At 64.7% G+C, this 23,940-nt stretch carries 17 protein-coding genes and 1 riboswitch; of the genes, 16 read left to right on the forward strand and 1 reads right to left on the reverse strand.

The features are described 5' to 3' along the window. Positions 1-71 precede the first annotated feature (71 nt). From ftsL to ftsZ, 13 genes are all read left to right on the forward strand, one after another. Positions 72-392 carry a cell division protein FtsL gene (gene ftsL / locus C8C98_RS11475; protein ID WP_121454378.1) on the forward strand — a complete coding sequence of 107 codons (321 nt, stop codon included), beginning with the start codon at positions 72-74 and terminating at the stop codon, positions 390-392. After that, positions 389-2,134, forward strand: a complete 1,746-nt coding sequence (locus C8C98_RS11480) for a penicillin-binding protein 2 (RefSeq protein ID WP_121454379.1) — start codon at positions 389-391, stop codon at positions 2,132-2,134. Before ftsL ends, C8C98_RS11480 begins: the two co-directional genes overlap by 4 nt. Beyond that, a complete protein-coding gene (locus tag C8C98_RS11485) occupies positions 2,134-3,672 on the forward strand; it encodes a UDP-N-acetylmuramoyl-L-alanyl-D-glutamate--2,6-diaminopimelate ligase (RefSeq protein WP_121454380.1) in 1,539 nt (512 codons plus the stop codon). Before C8C98_RS11480 ends, C8C98_RS11485 begins: the two co-directional genes overlap by 1 nt. Continuing rightward, positions 3,663-5,090 (forward strand): UDP-N-acetylmuramoyl-tripeptide--D-alanyl-D-alanine ligase, encoded by a 1,428-nt coding sequence (gene murF, locus C8C98_RS11490; protein WP_121454381.1) that lies wholly within the window; start codon positions 3,663-3,665, stop codon positions 5,088-5,090. Before C8C98_RS11485 ends, murF begins: the two co-directional genes overlap by 10 nt. Before the next feature lie 43 nt (positions 5,091-5,133). Beyond that, positions 5,134-6,312, forward strand: a complete 1,179-nt coding sequence (gene mraY, locus C8C98_RS11495) for a phospho-N-acetylmuramoyl-pentapeptide-transferase (RefSeq protein WP_121454382.1) — start codon at positions 5,134-5,136, stop codon at positions 6,310-6,312. Between the two features lie 602 nt (positions 6,313-6,914). Then, positions 6,915-8,432: a UDP-N-acetylmuramoyl-L-alanine--D-glutamate ligase gene (gene murD / locus C8C98_RS11500; protein ID WP_233574675.1), complete on the forward strand. Its 1,518-nt coding sequence runs from the start codon at positions 6,915-6,917 to the stop codon at positions 8,430-8,432. Further along, complete coding sequence (gene ftsW, locus C8C98_RS11505; protein WP_121454383.1) at positions 8,432-9,718, forward strand: putative lipid II flippase FtsW; 1,287 nt, start codon at positions 8,432-8,434, stop codon at positions 9,716-9,718. Before murD ends, ftsW begins: the two co-directional genes overlap by 1 nt. Continuing rightward, complete coding sequence (gene murG, locus C8C98_RS11510) at positions 9,715-10,779, forward strand: undecaprenyldiphospho-muramoylpentapeptide beta-N-acetylglucosaminyltransferase (protein WP_121454384.1); 1,065 nt, start codon at positions 9,715-9,717, stop codon at positions 10,777-10,779. The genes ftsW and murG overlap by 4 nt, the downstream gene beginning before the upstream one ends. Continuing rightward, positions 10,776-12,209: a UDP-N-acetylmuramate--L-alanine ligase gene (gene murC, locus C8C98_RS11515; protein WP_121454385.1), complete on the forward strand. Its 1,434-nt coding sequence runs from the start codon at positions 10,776-10,778 to the stop codon at positions 12,207-12,209. Before murG ends, murC begins: the two co-directional genes overlap by 4 nt. Next, positions 12,206-13,192, forward strand: a complete 987-nt coding sequence (locus C8C98_RS11520; RefSeq protein WP_121454386.1) for a D-alanine--D-alanine ligase — start codon at positions 12,206-12,208, stop codon at positions 13,190-13,192. The genes murC and C8C98_RS11520 overlap by 4 nt, the downstream gene beginning before the upstream one ends. Then, positions 13,189-13,986: a cell division protein FtsQ/DivIB gene (locus C8C98_RS11525; RefSeq protein WP_121454387.1), complete on the forward strand. Its 798-nt coding sequence runs from the start codon at positions 13,189-13,191 to the stop codon at positions 13,984-13,986. Before C8C98_RS11520 ends, C8C98_RS11525 begins: the two co-directional genes overlap by 4 nt. Positions 13,987-14,036: 50 nt before the next feature. Then, positions 14,037-15,266, forward strand: coding sequence for a cell division protein FtsA (gene ftsA, locus C8C98_RS11530; RefSeq protein WP_121454388.1), 1,230 nt, complete (start codon positions 14,037-14,039; stop codon positions 15,264-15,266). A 157-nt stretch (positions 15,267-15,423) separates the two neighbouring features. Beyond that, complete coding sequence (gene ftsZ, locus C8C98_RS11535; RefSeq protein WP_121454389.1) at positions 15,424-16,668, forward strand: cell division protein FtsZ; 1,245 nt, start codon at positions 15,424-15,426, stop codon at positions 16,666-16,668. A gap of 282 nt (positions 16,669-16,950) precedes the next feature. Here the strand turns inward: ftsZ and C8C98_RS11540 are convergent, their stop codons facing one another. Then, on the reverse strand, positions 16,951-18,723 hold the full coding sequence (locus C8C98_RS11540; RefSeq protein ID WP_121454390.1) for a methyl-accepting chemotaxis protein: 1,773 nt from the start codon (positions 18,721-18,723) through the stop codon (positions 16,951-16,953). A gap of 205 nt (positions 18,724-18,928) precedes the next feature. Here C8C98_RS11540 and lpxC point away from each other — a divergent pair, with 205 nt between their 5' ends. The 3 genes from lpxC to C8C98_RS11555 all read left to right on the forward strand — a co-directional run bounded on the left by lpxC (position 18,929) and on the right by C8C98_RS11555 (position 23,902). Continuing rightward, entirely contained in the window at positions 18,929-19,852 is a 924-nt protein-coding gene (gene lpxC, locus C8C98_RS11545; RefSeq protein ID WP_121454391.1) for a UDP-3-O-acyl-N-acetylglucosamine deacetylase, read from the forward strand. A gap of 57 nt (positions 19,853-19,909) precedes the next feature. Next, positions 19,910-20,033: riboswitch (TPP riboswitch) on the forward strand. A 114-nt stretch (positions 20,034-20,147) separates the two neighbouring features. After that, positions 20,148-22,052 carry a phosphomethylpyrimidine synthase ThiC gene (gene thiC / locus C8C98_RS11550; RefSeq protein ID WP_233574524.1) on the forward strand — a complete coding sequence of 635 codons (1,905 nt, stop codon included), beginning with the start codon at positions 20,148-20,150 and terminating at the stop codon, positions 22,050-22,052. A 200-nt stretch (positions 22,053-22,252) separates the two neighbouring features. Beyond that, entirely contained in the window at positions 22,253-23,902 is a 1,650-nt protein-coding gene (locus C8C98_RS11555; protein ID WP_121454392.1) for a methyl-accepting chemotaxis protein, read from the forward strand. Positions 23,903-23,940 lie beyond the last annotated feature (38 nt).

Raw genomic sequence — 23,940 nt, forward strand, 5'->3', positions numbered from 1 at the left:
TGCACGCTGCTGATTCCCGCAGGCCCTTCGCTGGCCTGGGGTGAGGGCGCGTGCGTGCACCGGGGGGCTGCATGGCCCGCTTGAACCTCATGCTGCTGCTGGCCGTGCTGGTGAGCGCGATGTATCTGGTGCACACGCAGTACCAGTCGCGTCGCCTGTTCACCGAGCTGGACCGCGCTGTGGCAGAGGCACGCCGCCTGGACACCGAACACCAGCGCCTGCAAGTCGAAAAACGCGCTCAGGCCACCCCCTTGCGCGTGGAAAAACTGGCCCGCGCGCAGTTGAACATGCGCACCGCCACCCCGGCCATCACCCAGTACGTGAGCGATCCCGCAGGGGCTGCAGCGGCAGCCAACCCCAATCGCCAGGCAGGCGCGGAGGGCGCGCGATGAGCCGCAGCGTGCTGTACACCTCCAGCCCCTTGCTGGCCAGCAAGACGCCCGTGTGGCGCAGCAAATTCATCGTGGCCATGATCGGCCTGGGGTTTGTGGGGCTGGGTGCCCGTGCTGCCTATGTGCAGGTGTTTGGTAACGACTTCTTTCAGCGCCAGGGCGAGGTGCGGTTTGCGCGCACGCTGGAGCTGCCTGCCAACCGCGGCAAGATCCTGGACCGCAATGGCTTGATCCTGGCCTCCAGCGTGCCTGCAGCCAGCATCTGGGCCATTCCCGAAGACGTGGAGCACGACAAGCCCGAGGTGAAGGCCAAGCTCAAGCAGCTGGCCAAGCTGATGGACATGCCGCTCGCTGACCTGCAGGCCAAGCTGGCCGATGAGGACAAGACCTTCGTCTGGATCAAGCGCCAGCTCGACTGGGACGTGGGCCAGCAGATTGCTGCGCTCGACATCAAGGGCATCTACCAGCGCAAGGAATACAAGCGCCAGTATCCCGAAGGGGAGGCTGCTGCCCACATCGTTGGCTTCACCAACGTGGAAGACAAGGGGCAAGAGGGCATGGAGCTGGCCTTCAATAGCCAACTGTCTGGCAAGCCCGGCTCGCGCCGCGTGATCAAAGACCGCCTGGGCCGCGTGGTTGAGGGCGTGGGCGAGACCATTCCGCCCATGGATGGCAAGGACATGCAGCTGTCCATCGACAGCAAGGTGCAGTTCTTCGCCTACCAAAAGTTGCGCGACCAAGTGGCCCTGCACAAAGCCAAGGCGGGCAGCGTGGTTGTGATGGACGCCCACACGGGCGAATTGCTGGCCTTGGCCAACTACCCCAGCTATGTGCCAGACAAGCGCCAGAACCTGACCGGCGAGCAGCTGCGCAACCGTGCCCTCACCGATGTGTTCGAGCCCGGCTCGACCATGAAGCCTTTCACGATTGGCTTGGCACTGGAGTCGGGCCGCGTTAAGCCCGAAACGCCGATAGACACCAACCCGGGGCGCATCACCATCACGGGCTCCACCATTTCCGATACGCACAACTACGGCCTGCTGACGGTGGAAGGCGTGATCCAAAAATCGAGCAACGTGGGCACCACCAAGATCGCCATGCAGATGCCTGCCAAAGAGATGTGGGAAACCTTCTCGGCGGCAGGATTTGGGCAAAAGCCGCAAATCGGCTTTCCCGGCGCGATCAGCGGGCGCCTTCGCCCCTACAAGACCTGGCGTCCGGTGGAGCAGGCCACCATGTCCTACGGCTACGGGCTGTCGGCCAGCCTGTTCCAGATGGCGCGCTCGTACACCGTGTTCGCCAACGGCGGCCGTGTGATTCCGGCCACCCTGTTCAAGACCGACGAGCCCGCTGTGGGCGTGCCGGTGTTCTCCGAGCGCACGGCCGATCAGGTGCGCAAGATGCTGCAAATGGCCGCAGGGCCTGGCGGTACGGGGCAAAAGGCCCAGACCGTCGGCTATTCGGTGGGTGGCAAATCGGGCACGGCCCGCAAGCAAGTGGGCAAGAGCTACGCTGCGGGCAAATACCGCGCATGGTTCACCGGCATGGCGCCCATCGACAAGCCGCGCATCATCGTGGCCGTGATGCTGGACGAGCCCAGTGCCGGCCAGGTGTATGGCGGCCTGGTGGCCGCCCCTGTGTTCAGCGAAGTGGTGCAGCAAACCCTGCGCATGATGGGCGTGCCCCCGGACATGGCCGTCAAGCCGCAAATCGTGGCCAACCCTGTGGAGGAGTCGCTGTGATGGCCCCGGCACAGGTTGTGAACCAATTGGCCGATGCCGTGGATTGGCTGCGCGCGCGCGTCACCGGTACGCTGCAGACCGACAGCCGCTGCGTGGCCCCGGGCGATGGCTTCATCGCCTGGCCTGGCGCCGCCACCGATGGCCGTGCCCATGTGGCCGATGCGCTGGCGCGTGGCGCTACGGCCTGCCTGGTGGAGGCCGAGGGTGTGCAGAAATTTGCATTTGCCGCAGGCGCGCCGCTGGTGGCCTTGCAGGGGCTCAAGGCCGCAACGGGAGAGATCGCATCCCAGTGGTTCCAGCACCCATCGCAAGCCTTGGATGTGTTGGCAGTGACGGGCACCAACGGCAAGACCAGCACCACCTGGTGGTTGGCTGAAGCCTTGAATTTGCTATCAAAAAATGAGCTTCTTGCGCACGCTGGTTGTGCTGTAGTTGGCACTTTGGGTGTGGGTGTGCCCCCCGCGCTGCAGTCCACGGGCATGACCACGCCTGACCCGGTGCGCCTGCACCGAGCCTTCCGCCAGTTTGCCGACCAGGGCCTGGGGGCGTGCGCCATCGAGGCCTCTTCCATCGGCCTGGCCGAGCACCGCTTGGCGGGCACACAGATCCGCGTAGGCGTGTTCACCAACTTCACGCAAGACCACCTCGACTACCACGGCAGCATGGCCGACTACTGGCTGGCCAAGCGTGCGCTGTTTGCGTGGCCCGGCCTGCGCACGGCGGTGATCAATATCGACGACCCTGCGGGCGCCGCCCTGCATGCCGAGCTGGTGCAGCGCGGTGACGGGGCAGCCGATGGCGCCGCATTGGACCTGTGGACGGTGTCTGCCACCGGCCCTGCTCGCATTGCTGCTCGCAACATTGCAGCGGCCGAAGCGGGCTTGCAATGGCTGGTGGTCGAGGGCGCTGAGCAGCACCTGCTGCAATCCCGAGTGGTGGGGCACTACAACGTGCTCAACTTGCTGGGCGTGGTGGCCACCCTGCGCAGCCTGGGTGTGCCGTTGCAAAGCGCTGTGCAGGCCTGCTCGCAACTGCAGCCCGTGCCCGGCCGCATGGAGCAACTGGCGTGGCCCGCGCAACCCTTGGTGGCTGTGGACTACGCCCACACGCCCGACGCCCTCGAAAAAGCCCTGCAAGCCTTGCGCCCCCTGGCGCAGCAGCGCGGCGGGCAACTGTGGTGCGTGTTTGGCTGTGGAGGTGACCGTGACGCCACCAAGCGCCCCCTGATGGGTGCCGTGGCCCAGCAGCAGGCCGACTGGGTGGTGGCCACCAGCGACAACCCCCGCAGCGAAGACCCCGCCCACATCCTGCACCAAATCTTGCAGGGCACCATTGCCGGTGACACCGTGCGTGTGCAGCCCGACCGCGCTGCCGCCATTGCCCTGGCGCTGGCCGAGGCCGACCCTGCCGATGTGGTGCTGATTGCGGGCAAGGGGCACGAGGATTACCAAGAGGTGGCAGGTGTGCGCCGCCCGTTTTCAGACATGGCCCAGGCGCGCGCAGCGCTGCAAGCCCGAGGAGGCCGCACATGGGCATGATGACCCTGCAACACGCGCTGGGCCTGGTGCGCCAGCGCATCCCCAGCGCTCAACTGGTGGGCGACGGTGCCACGCCCCTGGCGCGTGTGCACACCGACACCCGCACCCTGCAACCCGGCGATCTGTTTGTAGCCCTCAAGGGCGAGCGTTTTGACGCCCATGCTTTTTTGCCGCAGGCCCAGGCCAGGGGCGCTGCAGCGGCCGTGGCGCAGGGCGGTCTGGCGGCTGCAGGCTTGCCTGGCCTGGAAGTGCCTGACAGCCTGGCCGCGCTGGGTGCCCTGGCGGCAGGCTGGCGTGCCCAGTTTGAGATGCCCCTGATCGGCGTGACCGGTAGCAATGGCAAGACCACCGTCACGCAGATGATTGCCTCCATCTTGCGGGCCTGGAAGGGTGACGCCGCGTTTGCCACGCAGGGCAACTTCAACAACGACATCGGTGTGCCGCTGATGCTGCTGCGCCTCACGGCCGCGCACGAGGCCGCCGTGATCGAGCTGGGCATGAATCACCCCGGCGAAATCGCTACGCTGGCCGCCATGGCCCACCCCACGGTGGCCCTGGTCAATAACGCCCAGCGCGAGCACCTGGAATTCATGCACACCGTGCAGGCTGTGGCAGAGGAAAACGGCTCGGTCATCAGTGCCTTGCCACCTAACGGCGTGGCCGTGTTCCCCGCTGCGGACACCTACACGCCGCTGTGGCAGCGTCTGGCAGAGGGGCGCCGCTGCGTCACCTTTGGCGAGGGCGGCGATGTGTGCTGCACCTCGGCCCATTGGGAGCAAGGCGGCTGGACGGTGGCGCTCGGCACCCCCGCAGGCTCTGCCCAGTGCCGCCTGCACATTGCCGGTCGCCACAACGTGACCAATGCCCTGGCCGCCACCGCCTGTGCGTTGGCTGCGGGTGTGCCGTTGCAGGCCGTGGTGCAAGGGTTGCAAGCCTTCGTGCCTGTCAAGGGCCGTTCGCGGGCCTTCGCTATCACGCTGGCGGGGCGGGACATCACGGTGGTGGACGACAGCTACAACGCCAACCCTGACTCCATGCGCGCCGCCATCGATGTCCTGGCTGATTTGCCAGCGCCCCGGTTGCTGGTGATGGGCGACATGGGCGAGGTGGGCAACCAGGGCCCGGCCTTCCACGAGGAAGCGGGTGAGCACGCGCGCCGTGCGGGCATTGACCACATTTACACGCTGGGGGCCTTGTCGGCCCACGCTGCGGCCGCTTGCGGCCCTGCGGCCCGGCATTTTGACAACATGGCATCGCTGCTGGCAGCGGTGCACGGCGTGCTGCCCCAGGTGGGCAGCGTGCTGGTAAAGGGATCTCGGTTCATGAAGATGGAGCAGGTGGTGGAGGCTTTGGCCGCCGCCGCGCAAACACAACCCCACAAGCCCGCGCAAGCCGCCCCTGCAGGAGGTGCGCAGTGAACCCGCTGGCCATGAACCTGTCTGCCGCTCTGGGAGGTGCCGCATGCTGCTGATGCTGTCGCAATGGCTGCAAGGCCTGTCGCCCGAGTTCGGCTTTTTCCGCGTCTTCCAGTACCTCACCTTCCGCGCGGTGATGGCGGCCATGACGGCGCTGTTGATCGGGCTGGTGGCTGGGCCTAAGGTGATCCGTGTGCTCACGGCCCTCAAGATCGGCCAGCCCATCCGGGGCTACGGCATGCAGTCGCATCTGTCCAAAAGCGGCACGCCCACCATGGGCGGGGTGCTGATTCTGCTGTCGATCGCCATCTCCACCTTGCTGTGGTTTGACCTGTCCAACCGCTTTGTGTGGATCGTGCTCATCGTGACCTTGGGCTTTGGTGCCATTGGCTGGGCCGATGACTGGCGCAAGGTGGTCAACAAAGACCCTGAAGGCATGCGTTCGCGCGAGAAGTACTTGTGGCAATCCGTCATCGGGCTGGTGGCGGCGCTGTACCTGGCGTTCAGCATTTCGGAGAGCTCCAACGCCAAGGTATTCGAGTTGTTCGTGAGTTGGGTGCAGTCCGGCTTCTCGCTGGATTTGCCGCCCAAGGCTGGCCTGCAGTTGCCGTTCTTCAAAGAGGTGAGCTACCCGCTGGGCGTGCTCGGCTTTGTCATCCTCACCTACCTCGTCATCGTGGGCTCCAGCAACGCCGTCAACCTGACGGACGGGCTCGATGGCCTGGCCATCATGCCGGTGGTGATGGTGGGCTCGGCCCTGGGCGTGTTCGCCTATGTGACGGGCAGCTCGGTGTACTCCAAGTACCTGTTCTTTCCGCACATTCCTGGCTCAGGCGAGTTGATGATTTTTTGCGCTGCCATGGCAGGTGCTGGCCTGGCCTTTCTGTGGTTCAACGCGCACCCTGCGCAGGTGTTCATGGGCGATGTGGGCGCGCTGGCCCTGGGCGGTGCGCTGGGCACCATTGCTGTGATCGTGCGCCAGGAGATCGTGCTGGCCATCATGGGCGGCATCTTCGTGGTGGAAGCCCTGTCGGTGATGCTGCAAGTGGCCTGGTTCAAGTACACCAAAAAGCGCTACGGCGAAGGCCGTCGCCTGCTCAAGATGGCACCGCTGCACCACCACTTTGAAAAGAGCGGTTGGAAGGAAACGCAGGTGGTTATCCGTTTCTGGATCGTCACCATGCTGCTGTGCCTGATCGGCCTGTCTACGCTGAAACTGCGATGAACCCGCACGACGAAACCCCTCTGCCCCACGGCGCTGACGCGCCGGGCTTTGATGCGTCGGGCGCCGTGGCGCCCGATGCTGCAGAGTCGGCTGGCTTGGCTGCCGAGAGTTTGCAGTCCATGGCGCAGGACGGCGTCTATGCCGGGGCATGGCAGGAGTTGCAAGCACAGGTGCCGGAGCATTCCGTGGTTGAGCCTGCAGAGTTCATCCAATCCGTTGATCCCGCACAGCCTGCGCAAGATGTGGTTACCGACGGTCTTGGGGATACCCAGGCTGGGGACTCGCAGACCCCGGTCGATGGTGCTATCGCTGAGGTCGCGCTGGAGGATGGCGCATCCGAATTCCCTGCGGAGCCCGCACTGCTGCTCGAAGGGGCCGTACCGGCCGAGCCTGCCAGCCCCGCTGTGCTCGACAACTACGTGGCGCCCACCATCTCGGCGGCCAAGGCGGCAGCCGACTTTGTGGCCCAGATTTTTGCTGAAGTGCGTGCCAGTGACGAGCCCGAAGCTGCCCCCCTGTCCATCGCAGAGGTGGCGCCTGCGACCGACGCCTTCGAGGCCTCCGATGCCGCGCAGGAACCCCAAGGCCGTCCGGGCGAGGGTATGGTGCCCCTGCAAGACAAGAACGTGTTGGTGCTGGGACTGGGTGCCTCTGGCCTGGCCATGGCACGCTGGTGCGTGCGTTGCGGCGCCCAGGTCACGGTGGCCGACACGCGCGAGGCACCGCCCCAGTTGGCCCAGCTGCAGCAAGAGCTGCCCGGCGTGCGCTTTGTGGCCGGGGCTTTCGATGCCTCGCTGGTCGATGGCCAGGGTCTGCACGCGGTGTACCGCTCTCCGGGCCTGAGTCCTGCCACCTTTGCGTCGGTGTTCCAGGCCGCCAAGGCCATTGGCCTGGTCACAGGCAGCGAGCTGTCTTTGTACGCCGCAGCACTGGCCTACCTGCGTAGCCAGCATGCCTACGCACCGTGTGTGTTGGCCATCACCGGCACCAACGGCAAGACCACGGTGACGTCGCTCACCGGGCAACTGGTGGTGCGGGCGGGCAAGACCGTGGCTGTGGCGGGCAACATCGGCCCCACGCTGCTGGACACGCTGGCCGGGCACATCGATGCGGGCACCCTGCCCGAGGTGTGGGTGCTGGAGCTGTCCAGCTTCCAGCTGGACGACGTGGCCGGGTTTGAACCCACGGCCGCTACGGTGCTGAACATCACCCAAGACCACTTGGACTGGCATGGCGACATCCATGCCTACGCCTCTGCCAAGGCGCGAATTTTTGGCCAGACCGGCCTGATGGTGCTCAACCGCGAAGACGCCGAGGTGATGCAGATGCTGCCGCCGCCTGTGCGCGTCAAGCTGCAAAAGCCGCAGCATCGCGAGCACCTCACCTTCGGTGCCGACATGCCGCGCCGCCCCGGCGATTTCGGCATGGAAATCGTCAGCGGCATGCCCTGGCTGGTGCGCGCGCTAGAGGCCGATGAAACCCGCAAACGCAGCCGCAGCGAAGCTGAGGAAGAGCTGCACATCCAGCGCTTGATGCCTGCCGATGCCTTGCGCATTCGCGGCCGCCACAACGCCACCAACGCGCTGGCCGCTCTGGCACTGGCATCTGCGGCGGGTTGCCCCCTGGCGCCTATGCTGTACGGTCTGCGCGAGTACCGGGGCGAACCCCACCGCGTCGAACCCGTGGCGCTGGTGAATGGCGTGGAGTATTTTGACGACAGCAAGGGCACGAACGTGGGTGCCACCGTGGCCGCCCTGACGGGCCTGGGTGCCGACCGCCGCATCGTGCTCATCCTGGGCGGGGTGGGCAAGGGGCAGGACTTTTCTCCGCTGACCACCCCCGTGGCCCGGTATGCGCGCGCCGTGGTGCTGATCGGGCGCGATGCGCCGCTGATTCGCGCAGCGCTGGCCGATGCCGGTGTGGCACTGATCGACGCGGCAGACCTGCCGCAGGCGGTGGATATGGCCACACAGCGCGCCCATGCGGGCGATGCGGTGCTGATGTCGCCCGCTTGCGCCAGCTTTGACATGTTCAAAGACTACGAACACCGTGCCCATGTGTTTTGCGACGCCGTGCGCGCCCTGGCGCAAGACGCCGGCCAATCTGTGGAGGGCGTGTGATGTCCCCAGCAGGCAGCACCCCAGAGCGCAGCACCGGCTGGTTGCCGCGCATGAAGGGCTGGTTTGGCAGCCTGTCTGACAAGGCGGCAGACGTGTTGCCCGTGCGCGTGGGCGGCACCGAGTACCGGCAGTCCACCACCACCCCAGCCAGCGTGCTGGGCTTTGACCAGGCCTTGTTGGGCGTTGTGGTGGCGTTGCTGGCCTGGGGGCTGGTGATGGTGTATTCGGCATCGATTGCGTTGCCCGACAACCCGCGCTTTGCCAACTATGCGCCCACCCACTTTCTCACCCGGCACATGATGTACCTGGTGTTTGGCTTTGTGGCGGCGCTGCTGGCCTTCCAGGTGCCCATGAAGCTGTGGGAGCGTGTGGCGCCCTGGCTGTTTGTGGGCTCGCTCTTGTTGTTGATTGCGGTGCTCATCCCCGGGGTGGGCAAGGTCGTCAACGGGGCGCGCCGCTGGCTGTCCATTGGTCCCATTGGCTTTCAACCGTCTGAGGTCGCGAAGCTTGCCGTGCTGATCTATGCCGCCGACTACATGGTGCGCAAGATGGAGGTCAAAGAGCGCTTCTTCCGCGCCGTGCTGCCCATGGGTGCAGCCGTGGCCATCGTGGGGGTGCTGCTGCTGGCCGAGCCCGACATGGGCGCCTTCATGGTGGTGGCCGTGATCGCCATGGGCATTTTGTTTTTGGGCGGCGTCAATGCCCGCATGTTCTTCCTGATTGCGGGCGTGCTGGTGGGGGCGTTCGCCCTGATGATCGCCAGCTCGCCCTGGCGCCGTGAGCGCGTGTTTGCCTACCTGGACCCGTTCAGCGAGCAGCATGCCCTGGGCAAGGGCTACCAGTTGTCGCACTCGCTGATCGCCATCGGGCGCGGCGAGATTTTTGGCGTGGGGCTGGGCGGCAGCGTCGAAAAGCTGCACTGGCTGCCCGAGGCGCATACCGACTTTTTGCTGGCCGTGATTGGCGAGGAGTTTGGCCTCTTGGGCGTGGTCACGCTCATCATTCTGTTTCTATGGATGACGCGCCGCATCATGCACATCGGCCGCCAGGCCATCGCGCTGGACCGTGTATTTGCCGGGCTGGTCGCTCAAGGTGTCGCAATCTGGATCGGTTTTCAGGCCTTCATCAACATGGGCGTGAATCTGGGCGCCTTGCCCACCAAAGGCCTGACGCTGCCGCTGATGAGCTTTGGCGGATCGGCCATCTTGATGAACCTTGTGGCTTTGGCGATCGTGCTGCGCGTGGACTATGAAAACAAGCACCTCATGCGCGGGGGCCGGATATGAAACCGAAAACCGCACTCATCATGGCGGGCGGCACTGGCGGCCATATCTTCCCTGGCTTGGCCGTGGCCGAAGAGCTGCGCGCGCGCGGCTGGCGCGTGCACTGGCTGGGCGCCCCGGGCAGCATGGAGTCGCGCATCGTGCCGCCGCACGGGTTTGCGCTGGAGCTGATTGACTTTTCAGGCGTGCGTGGCAAGGGTTTGGTCACGCTGGCTTTGCTGCCGCTGCGCCTGCTGCGCGCCTTTTGGCAGGCGCTGCAGGTGGTGCGCCGCGTTCAGCCCGATGTGGTCGTGGGCCTGGGCGGCTACATCACCTTCCCGGGCGGAATGATGGGCGTGCTGTGTGGCAAGCCGCTGGTGCTGCACGAGCAGAACTCGGTGGCAGGCATGGCCAACAAGGTGTTAGCCGGCGTGGCCGACCGGGTGTTCACCGCGTTCCCGAATGTCTTCAAAAAGGCCCAGTGGGTGGGCAACCCGCTGCGGGCGGCTTTCACCCGCCAGGCTGCGCCTGCCGAGCGTTTTGCGGGCCGCACCGGCCCCCTGCGCCTGCTGGTGGTGGGCGGCAGCCTGGGCGCGCGGGCGCTCAACGAGATCGTGCCCCAGGCCCTGGCTTTGATCCCCTCAGAGCAGCGCCCCGTGGTCACCCACCAAAGCGGCGCCACGCAGATCGACGCCTTGCGCGCCCACTACGAGGCCGCAGGCGTGCAGGCCGAATGCACGCCCTTCATCGAAGACACGGCCAGTGCCTTCGCTGAGGCAGACATCATCGTCTGCCGAGCCGGTGCCAGCACCGTGACCGAGATCGCCGCCGTGGGGGCTGCTGCAGTGTTCGTGCCGTTTCCTTCGGCGGTGGACGACCACCAGACCACCAACGCCCAGTTTCTGGTGAGCGCGGGCGGTGGCTGGCTGGTGCCACAAAGCGATTTGACCCCCGAGGGTTTGGCCAAGATGCTATTAAATTCAGAGCGCCTAGCGCTGGTAGAGATTGCCGAGAAGGCCAAAAACATGCAAAAAATCAATGCCACCCGTGAAGTGGTGGCCGCGTGCGAGGAATTAACGCAATGAAGCACGCCATTCGCCATATCCATTTTGTGGGCCTGGGCGGCGCCGGCATGAGCGGCATCGCCGAGGTGCTGTTCAACCTGGGCTACCGCATCTCCGGCTCTGACCTGGCCGACAGCGCCACGCTGCGCCGCCTGCAGGGCCTGGGCATCCAGACCTGCCTGGGCCACGCTGCGGCGCACATCGAGGGTGCGGATGCGGTGGTCACCTCCACCGCCGTCACGGCCGACAACCCCGAAGTGCTGGCTGCGCGCGAGAAGAAGATTCCCGTGGTGCCCCGCGCCCTGATGCTGGCGGAGCTGATGCGCCTCAAGCAAGGCATAGCGATTGCAGGCACCCACGGCAAGACCACCACCACCAGCTTGGTGACCAGTGTGCTGGCCGAGGCGGGCCTGGACCCCACCTTCGTCATTGGCGGCAAGCTCAACAGCGCGGGCGCCAATGCCAAGCTGGGCAGCGGCGACTACATCGTGGTCGAGGCCGATGAGTCCGATGCATCGTTTTTGAACCTGCTGCCCGTGATGGCCGTGGTGACCAACATCGACGCCGACCACATGGAAACCTACGGCCACGACTTTGGCCGACTCAAGGGTGCGTTTGTCGACTTTTTGCACCGCATGCCGTTCTATGGCACGGCCATCCTCTGTGTGGACAGCCCGGCCGTGCGCGAGATCCTGCAAAGCGTGACCTGCCCGATCACCAGCTACGGCTTCTCGGAAGACGCCCAGGTGCGCGCCGTCAACGTGCGGGCCGCGGCCGGGCAAATGCACTTCACGGTGCAGAGGCGCAATGGCGTCACGCTGCCCGACCTGGACATCGTGCTCAACCTGGCGGGCGAGCACAACGTGCTCAATGCCCTGTCGGCCATCGCCATTGCGGTGGAGCTGAACATTGCGGACGAAGCCGTGCAGCGTGCGCTGGCGGGCTTCAAGGGCGTGGGGCGGCGCTTTCAAAGCTACGGCAACCTGCCCGCCAAGGACGGCGGCGAGTTCACCGTCATCGACGACTACGGCCACCACCCGGTGGAGATGGCTGCCACGCTGGCGGCCGCGCGCGGTGCTTTCCCCGGGCGGCGTTTGGTGCTGGCCTTCCAGCCGCACCGCTACAGCCGCACCCGCGATTGCTTCGAGGATTTTGTGAAAGTGATCGGCCAGGCCGACTCCGTGCTGCTCACGGAGGTGTATGCCGCTGGTGAGGCCCCCGTGGTGGCTGCAGATGGCCGCTCGCTGGCCCGCGCGCTGCGCGTGGCCGGCAGGGTGGAGCCCATTTTTGTGGACAACGTGGCAGATCTGCCACAGGCCATTGCCGACAACGCACGCGCTGGCGACGTAGTCATGTGCATGGGCGCTGGTTCCATAGGGTCTGTGCCCTCAAAGGTGGTCGATTTGCTACAAAATAGTGAGCTAGCACCGCTTGCAGGGAAAGCGCAATGACGCAGTTGAATACCAATGTTGATGTGAAGGCCCTGGGCAAGGTGGCCGTGTTGATGGGCGGCTCCTCAGCAGAGCGCGAGGTCTCGCTCATGTCGGGCACCGGCGTGCTGCAGGCCCTGCGCTCGCGCGGGGTGGATGCCCACGCGTTCGACCCCTCGGAAACCGACCTGAGTGAACTCAAGCGCGGCGGCTATGCCCGTTGCTTCATCGCGCTGCATGGCCGCCATGGCGAAGATGGCACGGTGCAGGGCGCGCTCGAATTGCTGGGCATTCCGTACACCGGGCCGGGTGTGATGGCTTCCAGCATTGCCATCGACAAGATCATGACCAAGCGCATCTGGCGCTTTGAAGGCCTTTCCACCCCCGACTGGCGTCTGGTGTCCAGCGCAGCGGAAACCGAGCAGGCGCTGCAGGCCCTGGGCGCTCCCATGATCGTCAAGCCCTCGCGCGAGGGCTCGACCATCGGGCTGACCAAGGTCATCTCGGCCGAACAATGCGCCAAGGCGTATGCGCTGGCTTCGCAATACGACCCCGAAGTACTGTGCGAGCAGTTCATCGAAGGCGATGAAACCACCTGCCCCGTGCTGGGCGAGGGGGCTGCCGCCCATGCGCTGCCGGTGATTCGCATCGTGGCGCCCGAAGGCAACTACGACTATCAGAACAAGTACTTCACCGACACCACCCAATACCACTGCCCGAGCGGACTGCCCGTGCACGAAGAAGTCGCCATCCAGCGTTTGGTGGAGAAAGCCTTCCGTGCCCTGGGCTGCCGGGGCTGGGCGCGTGCCGACATCATGATTCGAGCCAGCGACCGTCAGCCCTTTCTGCTCGAAATCAATACCTCGCCCGGCATGACCGGCCACTCGCTGGTGCCCATGTCGGCCCGCGCTGCGGGGCTGAGCTACGAAGACCTGTGCGTGGGCATTTTGGCCACCGCATCGCTGGACTCTGCCGCCGGGCATGAAGGAGCCGCCCAGCCATGAACCCCTCCATGCCAGCCCCGCTGGACGTCAAGCTCATGAACATGACCGCTTCGGTTCTGTTTGTGGGCTGCGCCCTGCTCGTGCTGGCCGCAGGGGCCTGGTGGGTGATGCGTTACCCCGGCTTTGCGATTGCGCGCATCGTGGTGCATGGTGATCTGTCGCACAACAATGCCGTGACCTTGCGGGCCAATGTGGGGCCGCAGCTGGTTGGCAATTTCTTCACCGTGGATTTGCGCGCAGCGCGCCAGGCGTTTGAGGAAGTGCCCTGGGTGCGCAAGGCGTCGGTGCGCCGTGAATACCCCGGCTTGCTGCATGTGGAGCTGGAAGAGCATGACGCCGTGGCGTATTGGGGCCCCGAGACGGGCTCGGGCCTGGTGAACCAGCAGGGCGAAGTGTTTGAGGCGAATGTGGGCGATGTCGAGCAGGAAGACCTGCCGCGCCTGCAGGGGCCAGAGGGCAGCTCGCAAGAGGTTTTGGCCATGTATGGCGCCGTGGCCCCCGTGTTCAAGACCCTGGGGCTGGAGCTGGAAGAGCTGGAGTTGAATGGGCGCGGCGGCTGGCGCGCCAAGCTGGCCAACAACGCCGTGGTGCAACTCGGTGGCGGCAGTGAGCAAGAGTTGGAGCAGCGCACGCGCCGCTTTGCCCGCACGCTGGCACAGGTGGCGGCGCAGTACCAGCGGCGTGTGGAGTCGCTGGAATCAGCCGATTTGCGCCATGCGGGCGGCTATGCGTTGAAGTTGCGGGGGGTGACCACCACGGCGGGAGTCGAGGGTGCACCGGCGGTGCGCCGGTGACCGCGTGGGGCATGCGCAGCACATAAGAACCATGAAGGGCAGAAACTGATATGGCAAGAGAATACAAAGATGTGGTGGTGGGCCTCGACATTGGCACAGCCAAGGTCATGGCCGTGGTCGCCGAAGTTCTGCCCAACGGAGAGCTCAAGTTGGCCGGCCTGGGCGTGGCGCCCAGCAATGGCCTCAAGCGCGGTGTGGTGGTCAACATCGATGCCACGGTGCAAAGCATCCAGCAGGCGCTGAAAGAGGCCGAGCTGATGGCCGACTGCAAGATCCAGCGCGTGTACACCGGCATCACTGGCAGCCACATTCGCGGTCTCAACTCCAGCGGCATGGTGGCCGTCAAGGACAAGGAAGTCACCTCGGCCGATGTGGCGCGCGTGGTCGAGACGGCCAAGGCCATCAACATCAGCAGCGACCAGCGCTTGCTGCTGGTGGAACCGCAAGAATTCGTGATCGACGGGCAGGATGTGAAAGAGCCCATCGGCATGAGCGGCATCCGGCTGGAAGCCAAGATCCACATCGTGACCGGCGCGCAGAGCGCGGCCGAAAACATCATCAAGTGCGTGCGCCGTTGCGGGCTTGAAGTGGAGCAGCTCATGCTGAACCCGCTGGCCAGCAGCCAGGCCGTGCTGACCGATGACGAGCGCGAGCTGGGCGTGGTGGTGGTGGACATTGGCGCAGGCACGACCGACGTGGCCATCTTCACCGGCGGCGCCATTCGCCACACGGCCGTGATACCGATTGCGGGCGACCTCATCACCAGCGATATCGCCATGGCGCTGCGCACGCCCACCAAGGACGCTGAAGACATCAAGGTCGAAAGCGGCTACGCCAAGCAACTGCTGGCCGACCCCGAAGCCCAGGTGGAAGTGCCGGGCCTGGGTGACCGCGCACCGCGCATGCTCAGCAAGCAGGCGCTGGCGGGCGTGATTGAGCCCCGCGTGGAAGAGATTTTTTCGCTGGTGCAGCAAGTGGTGCGCGAGTCGGGCTACGAAGAAGTGCTTTCTTCGGGCATTGTTCTCACCGGCGGCAGTTCTGTGATGCCCGGCATGATCGAGCTGGGCGAAGATATCTTTTTGAAGCCCGTGCGCCGTGGCGTGCCCAAGTATTCGAGCGCGCTGGCCGACATGGTGGCCCAGCCCCGTGCTGCCACCGTAATGGGCTTGCTGGAAGAGGCCCGACTGGCCCGGCTGCGCGGCTTCAAGGTGGCGCAAAAGAGCGGCTCTGTGAAGACCGCGTTTGGCCGCTTCAAGGACTTCATTGTGGGGAACTTCTGATGATGAACCACCCCACCTGCCAAGCCCGCGAAAGCCCCCACCTGCGCGATCGCGAGCGATGGCGAAGCACCGGCCCACCGCGCTTGCGCGACGACCTTGACCCCACCGTATTCATCCATTGGCAAACCAATACCCGTATAGAAACAGGAGCTCCCAGATGACCATCGAAATGATCGAAGCCGAAGAATTCAACCAGGGCACCCAGATCAAGGTGATCGGCGTGGGTGGTGGCGGCAGCAACGCCGTTGAGCACATGATTGCCCGCAGCGTGCAGGGCGTGGAGTTTGTTTGCGCTAACACCGACGCGCAGGCCCTGACCCGCAGCTCGGCCCACCGCGTGATCCAGCTCGGTGGCAGCGGCCTGGGCGCAGGCAGCAAGCCCGACAAGGGCCGCGATGCGGCTGAAGCCGCCGTGGAAGACATCCGCTCGGCCATTGACGGCGCACACATGCTGTTCATCACCGCAGGCATGGGCGGCGGCACGGGCACAGGCGCTGCGCCGGTGATTGCCCGGGTGGCCAAGGAAATGGGCATCCTGACCGTGGGCGTGGTGACCAAGCCTTTCGACTGGGAAGGCGGCCGTCGCATGCAAAACGCCGACAACGGCCTGGCCGAGCTGGAAGCCAATGTCGACTCGCTGATCGTGGTGCTCAACGAAAAGCTGCTGGAAGTGCTGGGTGATGACATCACCCAAGACGAAGCCTTTGCCCACGCCAACGACGTGCTCAAGAACGCCGTGGGCGGCATTGCCGAAATCATCAATGAGTACGGCCATGTGAACGTCGACTTTGAAGACGTGCGCACCGTGATGGGCGAGCCCGGCAAGGCCATGATGGGTACGGCCACGGCCAGCGGCCCAGACCGTGCCCGCATTGCTGCCGAACAAGCCGTGGCCTGCCCACTGCTCGAAGGCATTGACCTGTCGGGCGCGCGTGGCGTGCTGGTGTTGGTCACGGCCGCCAAGGGCAGCCTCAAGCTGTCCGAGTCGCGCCTGGCCATGAGCACGATCAACGCCTACGCTTCGCCCGACGCGCACGTCATCTACGGCGCTGCCTACGACGACAGCCTGGGCGATGAGATCCGCGTCACGGTGGTGGCCACCGGTTTGTCGCGCCCCAACGCACGCCGCCAGCCCATCTCGGTGGTGCAAGGCGGCCTGCGCACCGGCACCGACAACATCGCCTACCAAATGCCTGTGGCCGGTGTGGCCGGTGGCATGGGCAGCGCCGTGGGCCTGGCGGGTGGCCATGCCGGTGGTTCGCAAGCTGACTACGGCAGCATGTCGGTGCCCAGCGTATGGCGCACCAACCGCACGCAAGCCGCAGCCCGCGTGGATGCGCTGTCGTCCGGCGGCATGGACGACCTGGAGATCCCAGCCTTCCTGCGCAAGCAGGCTGACTGATAGGTAGCCCGAGCGCGCGGTGACGCACGCTCGGGCTCCTCGGTAAGATGTAGGTGCTATGAAAATATGAGCTTCTAGCGCTTATTTTTAAAGGATTTCCAAGGTGTTTGTATTGAAGCCGCCCATTGAATAAGCGCTGGCAGCCATTAAAAACATAGCGCCCCAAGGGCTTCACGCCCGCAATAAAAAAGCCCCGTTCGCAAGACCGGGGCTTTTTTGCTGGGGCCTGGGCATCCGCCGCCGTAAGCAGCGGTGCCGAGGTTGAACAAAGCGCGTGGCGCGTCAGAAGCTCTCCCAATCGCCCGAGTCCCCTGCGGGTGGCTTGGGGCTGGACTTGGCGGGCAGGGCGGCTGCAGGCTTGGGGGCGGGTGCCCGTGGGCTGGCTGTCGGGGCCTTGGCCTTGGGCAAGGCCGTGGCGGGGCGTGGTGTCGGGCGTGGTGCTGGGGCCCTGGCCGGTGCAGATACGGGTGCGTGCGGCGTGCTGGCTGTGCTGCCGTTCACGCGGAAGAGGGCCACCACCTCGGTCAGCTTCACGGCCTGCTCGCGCAGGCTGTCGGCGGCGGCAGACGATTCCTCCACCAGTGCCGAGTTTTGCTGCGTCATCTGGTCGAGCTGGTTCACGGCCGAGTTCACCTGCTCAATGCCCTGGCTTTGCTCTGAGGTGGCCGCGCGGATCTCGCCAATGATGTCGGTCACGCGCTGCACGCTGGCCACAATCTCCGTCATGGTCGCTCCGGCGTTGCCCACCAGGCTGGTGCCCGATTCGACCTTCTCGACCGACGCGCTGATCAGTGACTTGATCTCCTTGGCGGCCTCGGCGCTGCGCTGGGCCAGGCTGCGCACCTCACCCGCCACCACGGCAAAGCCACGGCCTTGTTCACCGGCGCGGGCGGCTTCCACGGCGGCGTTCAGCGCCAGGATGTTGGTCTGGAAGGCGATGCCGTCAATCACGCCAATGATGTCGGCAATCTTGCTGCTGCTGGCGTTGATGTCTTGCATGGTGGCCACGACCTGCGCCACCACCTGGCCGCCCCGCGCGGCCACTTCGGCGGCCGATGTGGCCATCTGGTTGGCGGTCTGGGCCGAGTCCGAGGTCTGCTTCACCGTGCTGGTCAGCTCTTCCATGCTGCTGGCCGTGGTCTGCAGGTTGCTGGCGGTGTCTTCGGTGCGCCGGGCCAGGTCGTTGTTGCCCTGGGCGATTTCGGTGGACGCCGTCGCGATGCTGTCGGTGGCCGAACGCACCTCGGTCACCAAGCGGCGCAGCGCATTCACCATGTGTGCCAGCTCGTCGAGGATGGAGCCTGGGTGGGCCCTGGGGATGTCCGTGTCCAGGTTGCCTTGCGCCACTTGCGACATGATGCCGATGGCCTCGCTGGGCTCGCCCCCAATTTGCCGCAACACGGAGCGCGCTACCGTGAAGCCCACACCGCCCACCAGAGTCATCACTACCAGCACGATCACCAGCTCAGACAGCAGGGTTTTGCGCACTTGCTGGTCAATGTCGTCGGTGTACAGGCCCGAGCCCACCATCCAGTTCCAGCCGTCAACCCGAATCACATACTGCAGCTTGGGCACCAGCACTTGCTGGCCAGGCCGCGCAAACATGGTCGGCACAAACACCCTGCCGTCCTTGCTGGCACGCAAGGCGTCCGAGATGGTCTTGAGGATGTCGGTGCCCGCACCGTCTTTGACCTTGCCCGCCATGTCCTGGCCTTCCCACTCGGGCTTGATGGGGTGCATCACGCCCTTGGAGTCGAGCGACCAGATGTAGAAGTATTCGGTCTTCCCCTCGGGGCCGCCGTAGCGGGACACCCGCAGGGCCTCTTTGGCGGCTTTTTGGGCTTCTTCCTGGCCCATGGTGCCGCTGGCAGCCTTGGCTTGGTAGGCGGCCACGATGCTGTGTGCTGACTGCACTGCCGTGGTCAATTGCTCGCGCCGCGATTCAATGATCAGCGAGCGCTCTTGCAGCAACGCTGTGACGGCCATGAACAGCAACGCTGCCAACGCCGTGCCCAGTATCAGCAGCACTTTCATTTTGAATCCGAGCTTGTTCATCGTGTGTCTCCAGTTTTCTCTCAAACTCTAGCAGTGCCAGGACTCGCGCAGTGAGTGTGTGCACGCCTATCTGAACAAGCCTTGTCTTGCAACAACAAGTAACCTCATGAATTGTGGGGCTGGCATGGGGTGCCCTTCGTCAGGGAAAACGATCCTGCGTTGGCGCATGCCAGCGTGTTGCGAAGCGCGCAACTAAAATATGCCGATGCTCCAGCAACGCACCCTCAAGACCTTGACCCGCGCCGTTGGCGTGGGATTGCACAGTGGCCAGCGCGTGGAGTTGACCTTGCGCCCGGCGCAGCCCGATACGGGCATCGTCTTTCGGCGGGTAGACCTGCCCCAGCCGGTGGACATTCCCATCCATGCGGAATCGGTGACCGACACGCGCCTGGCCTCCACCATCTCAGCCGGTGGGGCCAAGGTGCACACCGTGGAGCACCTGATGTCGGCCTGTGCAGGCCTGGGCATCGACAACCTGTATGTGGACATTACGGCCGAAGAGGTGCCGATCTTGGACGGGTCTTCTGCCTCGTTTGTGTTCTTGCTGCAAAGCGCGGGGGTGGAGCTGCAGCGTGCGCCCAAGCGCTTCATCCGCGTGAACCGCCCGATCGAAGTGCGCGAAGGCACCGGCCCCAGCGCCAAGTGGGCGCGGCTCACGCCCTACCATGGCTACAAGCTGAGCTTTGAAATTGACTTTGACCACCCTGCGGTGGACTCCACCGGCCAGCGCGTGGAGTTTGACCTGGGGCAAGGCAACTACAGCCGCGACATCGCCCGCGCACGCACCTTCGGCTTCACCCGCGATGTGGAGATGATGCGCTCCAGCGGCCTGGCGCTGGGCGGCGGGCTGGACAACGCCATCGTCATGGACGACTACAAAGTGCTCAACAGCGATGGCCTGCGCTACGACGACGAGTTTGTGAAGCACAAGATCCTGGACGCCATGGGCGACCTGTACCTGATTGGCAAACCCTTGCTGGCGGCCTACAGCGCCTTTCGCTCAGGCCACGCCATGAACAACCAGCTGCTGCGCGAGCTGCTGGCCCAGCGCGATGCCTGGGATGTTGTCACTTTTGACGACGAGCGCGCAGCCCCAGCCGGTTTCGCTCAGCCTGCACGGGTTTGGTGAGCCTGCGCTACCCAATCTCGGCTGTGCGCCCTCCTTTGGCCTCTGTGGCCTATACTCGCGCCTGCTCCGGGGTGTGCTGATGCGCTGAGATGCGAGAGGTCTGAAGGAATTCAGGCCAGCTTGCGAACCCGACGAACTTGATCCGGTTCATACCGGCGGAAGAAGAGCCGACCTTCTTGTCCCCGTGCCCGCAGTCCCTGTGGGCACGCCTTGCCTCAGGCGCTGCCGCACCTGAGGGGCGCACAGGTCCATTCCGGAGCAGAACCCACCGCCCCGGAACCAGGAGACCTGCCCCATGAACGCCCCCGACCCCCTCGCCAAGCTGGCCACCCCCGAGAAGTTTGCCGAGCTGCTCGCACGCACACGCGAACCCTTTCCTGCATCGCGCAAGGCCTATATCCCCGGCCACCTGCACGCCGACCTGCGCGTGCCTGTGCGCGACATTGCGCTGACCAATGGCGAGCAGGTCAGCGTGTATGACACCTCGGGCCCCTACACCGACCCCAATGCCGTGATCGACGTGCGCCAGGGCCTGGCCAGTGTGCGCGGTGGCTGGATCACCGGCCGTGGCGATGTGGAGCACTACGAAGGCCGTGCGCCGGTGGCGCTGGACGATGGCCAAAAGAGCGAAGACGCCACGCGCCTCGCCCAGCTGCGTGCCGAAGCCGCCGCCCTGCAGCGCAAGCCGCTGCGCGCCAAGGCCGGTGCCAACGTCACGCAGATGCACTACGCCAAGAAGGGCATCATCACCCCCGAGATGGAATACGTGGCCATCCGCGAAAACGGCAAGCGCGAATGGATGGAGCAGTACATGGCCGACGCCGGCCGTGAAAAGCGCCTGATGGGCAACCCGATGGGCGCGAGCATCCCACGCATCATCACGCCCGAATTCGTGCGCGACGAAGTGGCCCGGGGCCGCGCCATCATCCCCGCCAACATCAACCACCCCGAGGTGGAGCCGATGGCGATTGGCCGTAACTTTTTAGTCAAGATCAACGCCAACATCGGCAACTCGGCCGTCACGTCCAGCATCGAAGAAGAAGTGGAAAAGCTGGTGTGGGCGATCCGCTGGGGCGCGGACAACGTGATGGACCTGAGCACCGGCAAGAACATCCACACCACACGCGACTGGATCGTGCGCAACTCGCCCGTGCCGATCGGCACCGTGCCGATCTACCAGGCGCTGGAGAAGGTGGGCGGCGTGGCCGAAGACCTGACCTGGGAAATCTTCCGCGACACGCTGATCGAGCAGGCCGAGCAGGGCGTGGACTACTTCACCATCCACGCCGGTGTGCGCCTGGCCTATATCCACCTCACGGCGCAGCGCCGCACGGGCATTGTCTCGCGCGGGGGCTCCATCATGGCCAAGTGGTGCATGGCGCACCACCGCGAGAGCTTCCTGTACGAGCACTTCGAGGACATCTGCGACATCATGAAGGCATACGACGTGTCGTTCAGCTTGGGCGATGGCCTGCGCCCTGGCTGCGCATCGGATGCCAACGATGAAGCGCAATTTGCCGAGCTGCACACGCTGGGCGAGCTGACGCAGGTCGCCTGGAAGCACGATGTGCAGACCATGATCGAAGGCCCCGGCCATGTGCCCATGCACATGATCCAGGCCAATATGACCGAGCAGCTCAAGACCTGCCACGAAGCGCCGTTCTACACCCTGGGCCCGCTGACCATCGACATCGCCCCCGGCTACGACCACATCGCTTCAGCCATCGGCGCGGCCATGATCGGCTGGATGGGCACGGCCATGCTGTGCTACGTGACGCCCAAGGAACACCTGGGCCTGCCCGACCGCGACGACGTGAAGCAGGGGATCATTGCCTACAAGATCGCAGCGCACGCGGCCGATGTGGCCAAGGGCCACCCCGGCGCCCGCTCGCGTGACGATGCGCTCAGCCAGGCGCGCTTCGACTTCCGCTGGCAAGACCAGTTCAACCTGGGCCTGGACCCTGAGACGGCCAAGGAATACCACGATGAAACCCTGCCCAAGGACTCGGCCAAGGTGGCGCATTTTTGCTCGATGTGCGGCCCCAAGTTCTGCTCGATGAAGATCACGCAGGAAGTGCGTGATTTTGCGAAGCAAAAGGGTGTGGACGAGCAAAACGCGCTGGCCCAGGGCATGCAAGTGAAGGCGGTGGAGTTTCAGCGCAATGGCGGGCAGTTGTACGTGCCTTTGAAGGCTGAATAAGCCCCTCTACTGGCTCCAGTGTTTCCCTGTTCATGGTGGGGAAACGGGTGAATACCCTGTGGGTGGGTGGATGCAATGGCGCCTACAGTCGCGCCCACGTATTCACCCACCCTGGGGTCATCTCCTTGGGGCGCGTCAAGCGCAATGGCATCAAAGTTGCTATCGTTTGGGTAGGTTGTTAAAAAATGTAAGGAAGCGCCATGAACGCCCTGAATCGACTCTCCATTCGCACCCGTCTTTACTTTGGCACCGTTTTTTCCCTGATTTTGCTGGTGGTGATTGGGGCCATGGGCTACCTCGCGCTGGAGCGCACGCGCACGACCTTGGAGGTTCTGTTTACACAGCGCGTGCAGACGCTGACCGACATGAGCGAGCTGCGCACCACGCTGGGCGATTTGCGGCGTGCCGAGAAGGACATCATCATCAACTTCAACAACACGATTGAGGTGTCTGCCCAGCGCGATTTGTGGAAGAAGTCTTTGCAGGCCTTGAACAAGGGCTTGGCCGATGTGCGCAAGGTGCAGGCGTCAGATGCGAGTTTTGCCGAGGCGATCGACAAGGCGCTGGCCGAGGTCAAAGAGTACGACACCGGGATCTCTCCCGTGTTTGAGCAGATCGAGCGGGCGCAAATTGACGGTGCTGTCGGCGGGGCTTATGCCGACAAGTACAAGAAGCACATGGAAGCCGTCGACAAGGCCCTCTTTGACTTGGCCATGGACGCGCGTACCAAAATGGACGAGGCCCGCCAAGGTGTGGACTCGCTGACCTCCACCATGTCAGGCTTGATTGGCGGCGCCTTGCTGCTCGCCCTGGCGGTGTTGATTCCTCTGACGTTTTTCAGTGTCCGTTCCATCACGCAGTCCATATCGCAGGCCAGCGAGCTGGCCGAGCGCATTGCAGGGGGTGATTTGTCACGCGATGTGCAAGTCACCTCCACCGACGAAGTGGGGCAGCTGGTGGGCGCGATGGCGCGCATGCAGGACGCGCTGCGTGGTCTGGTGCACCAGGTGCAAGAGGCCGCGGGCAACATCTCGACTGCCAGCTCCGAGATTGCCACCGGCAACCATGACCTGAGCCATCGCACCGAGCAGACGGCGGCCAATCTGGAAGAAGCGGCTTCCTCGATGGAACTGCTCACCGGCACCATCCAGCAAAGTGCGCAGTCTTCGCGCCAGGCCAGCGACTTTGCGGCTTCGGCAGCCGAGGTGGCAGCCCGTGGGGGCTCAGTGGTGTCGCAGGTGGTGACCACCATGGACCAGATCACCACCAGTTCGCGCAAGATCGCCGATATCACCGGCGTGATCGACTCCATTGCCTTCCAGACCAACATCCTGGCGCTGAATGCTGCCGTGGAAGCCGCCCGCGCAGGCGAGCAGGGCCGGGGCTTTGCCGTGGTGGCCAGCGAGGTGCGCAGCCTGGCCCAACGCAGCGCCGAGGCCGCCAAGGAGATCAAGGGCCTGATTGGCTCGTCGGTGGAGCGGGTCGAAGACGGTTCGCGCCTGGTGACACAGGCGGGGCAGACCATGACCGAGATCGTGGGCAGCGTGCATCGCGTGTCCAGCATCATCGAAGAGATCACGGCATCGTCGTCTGAGCAGAGCGACAACGTCGCCCAGATCAGCCAGTCGGTGAGCCAACTCGACAACATGACCCAGCAGAATGCAGCGCTGGTCGAGGAGTCCACGGCCGCCTCTGAATCGTTGCGCGAGCAGGCCGTGCAGCTGACCCGCGCGGTGGCGCAGTTCAAACTGCCTGCCGGGGATGCGCGCACGGCCCGCTTTGCACAGGGTGCTTCGCTCTATGCAGGGGCCGCCTTGCCAGGGCCGACGGCAGTACCTCAGTTGGCCTGAAGGCCTAGCGGCGGGGGTAAGTGAGTCTGTGCGTGGCC

The organism is Acidovorax sp. 106 (assembly GCF_003663825.1).
Classification (GTDB): domain Bacteria; phylum Pseudomonadota; class Gammaproteobacteria; order Burkholderiales; family Burkholderiaceae_C; genus Acidovorax.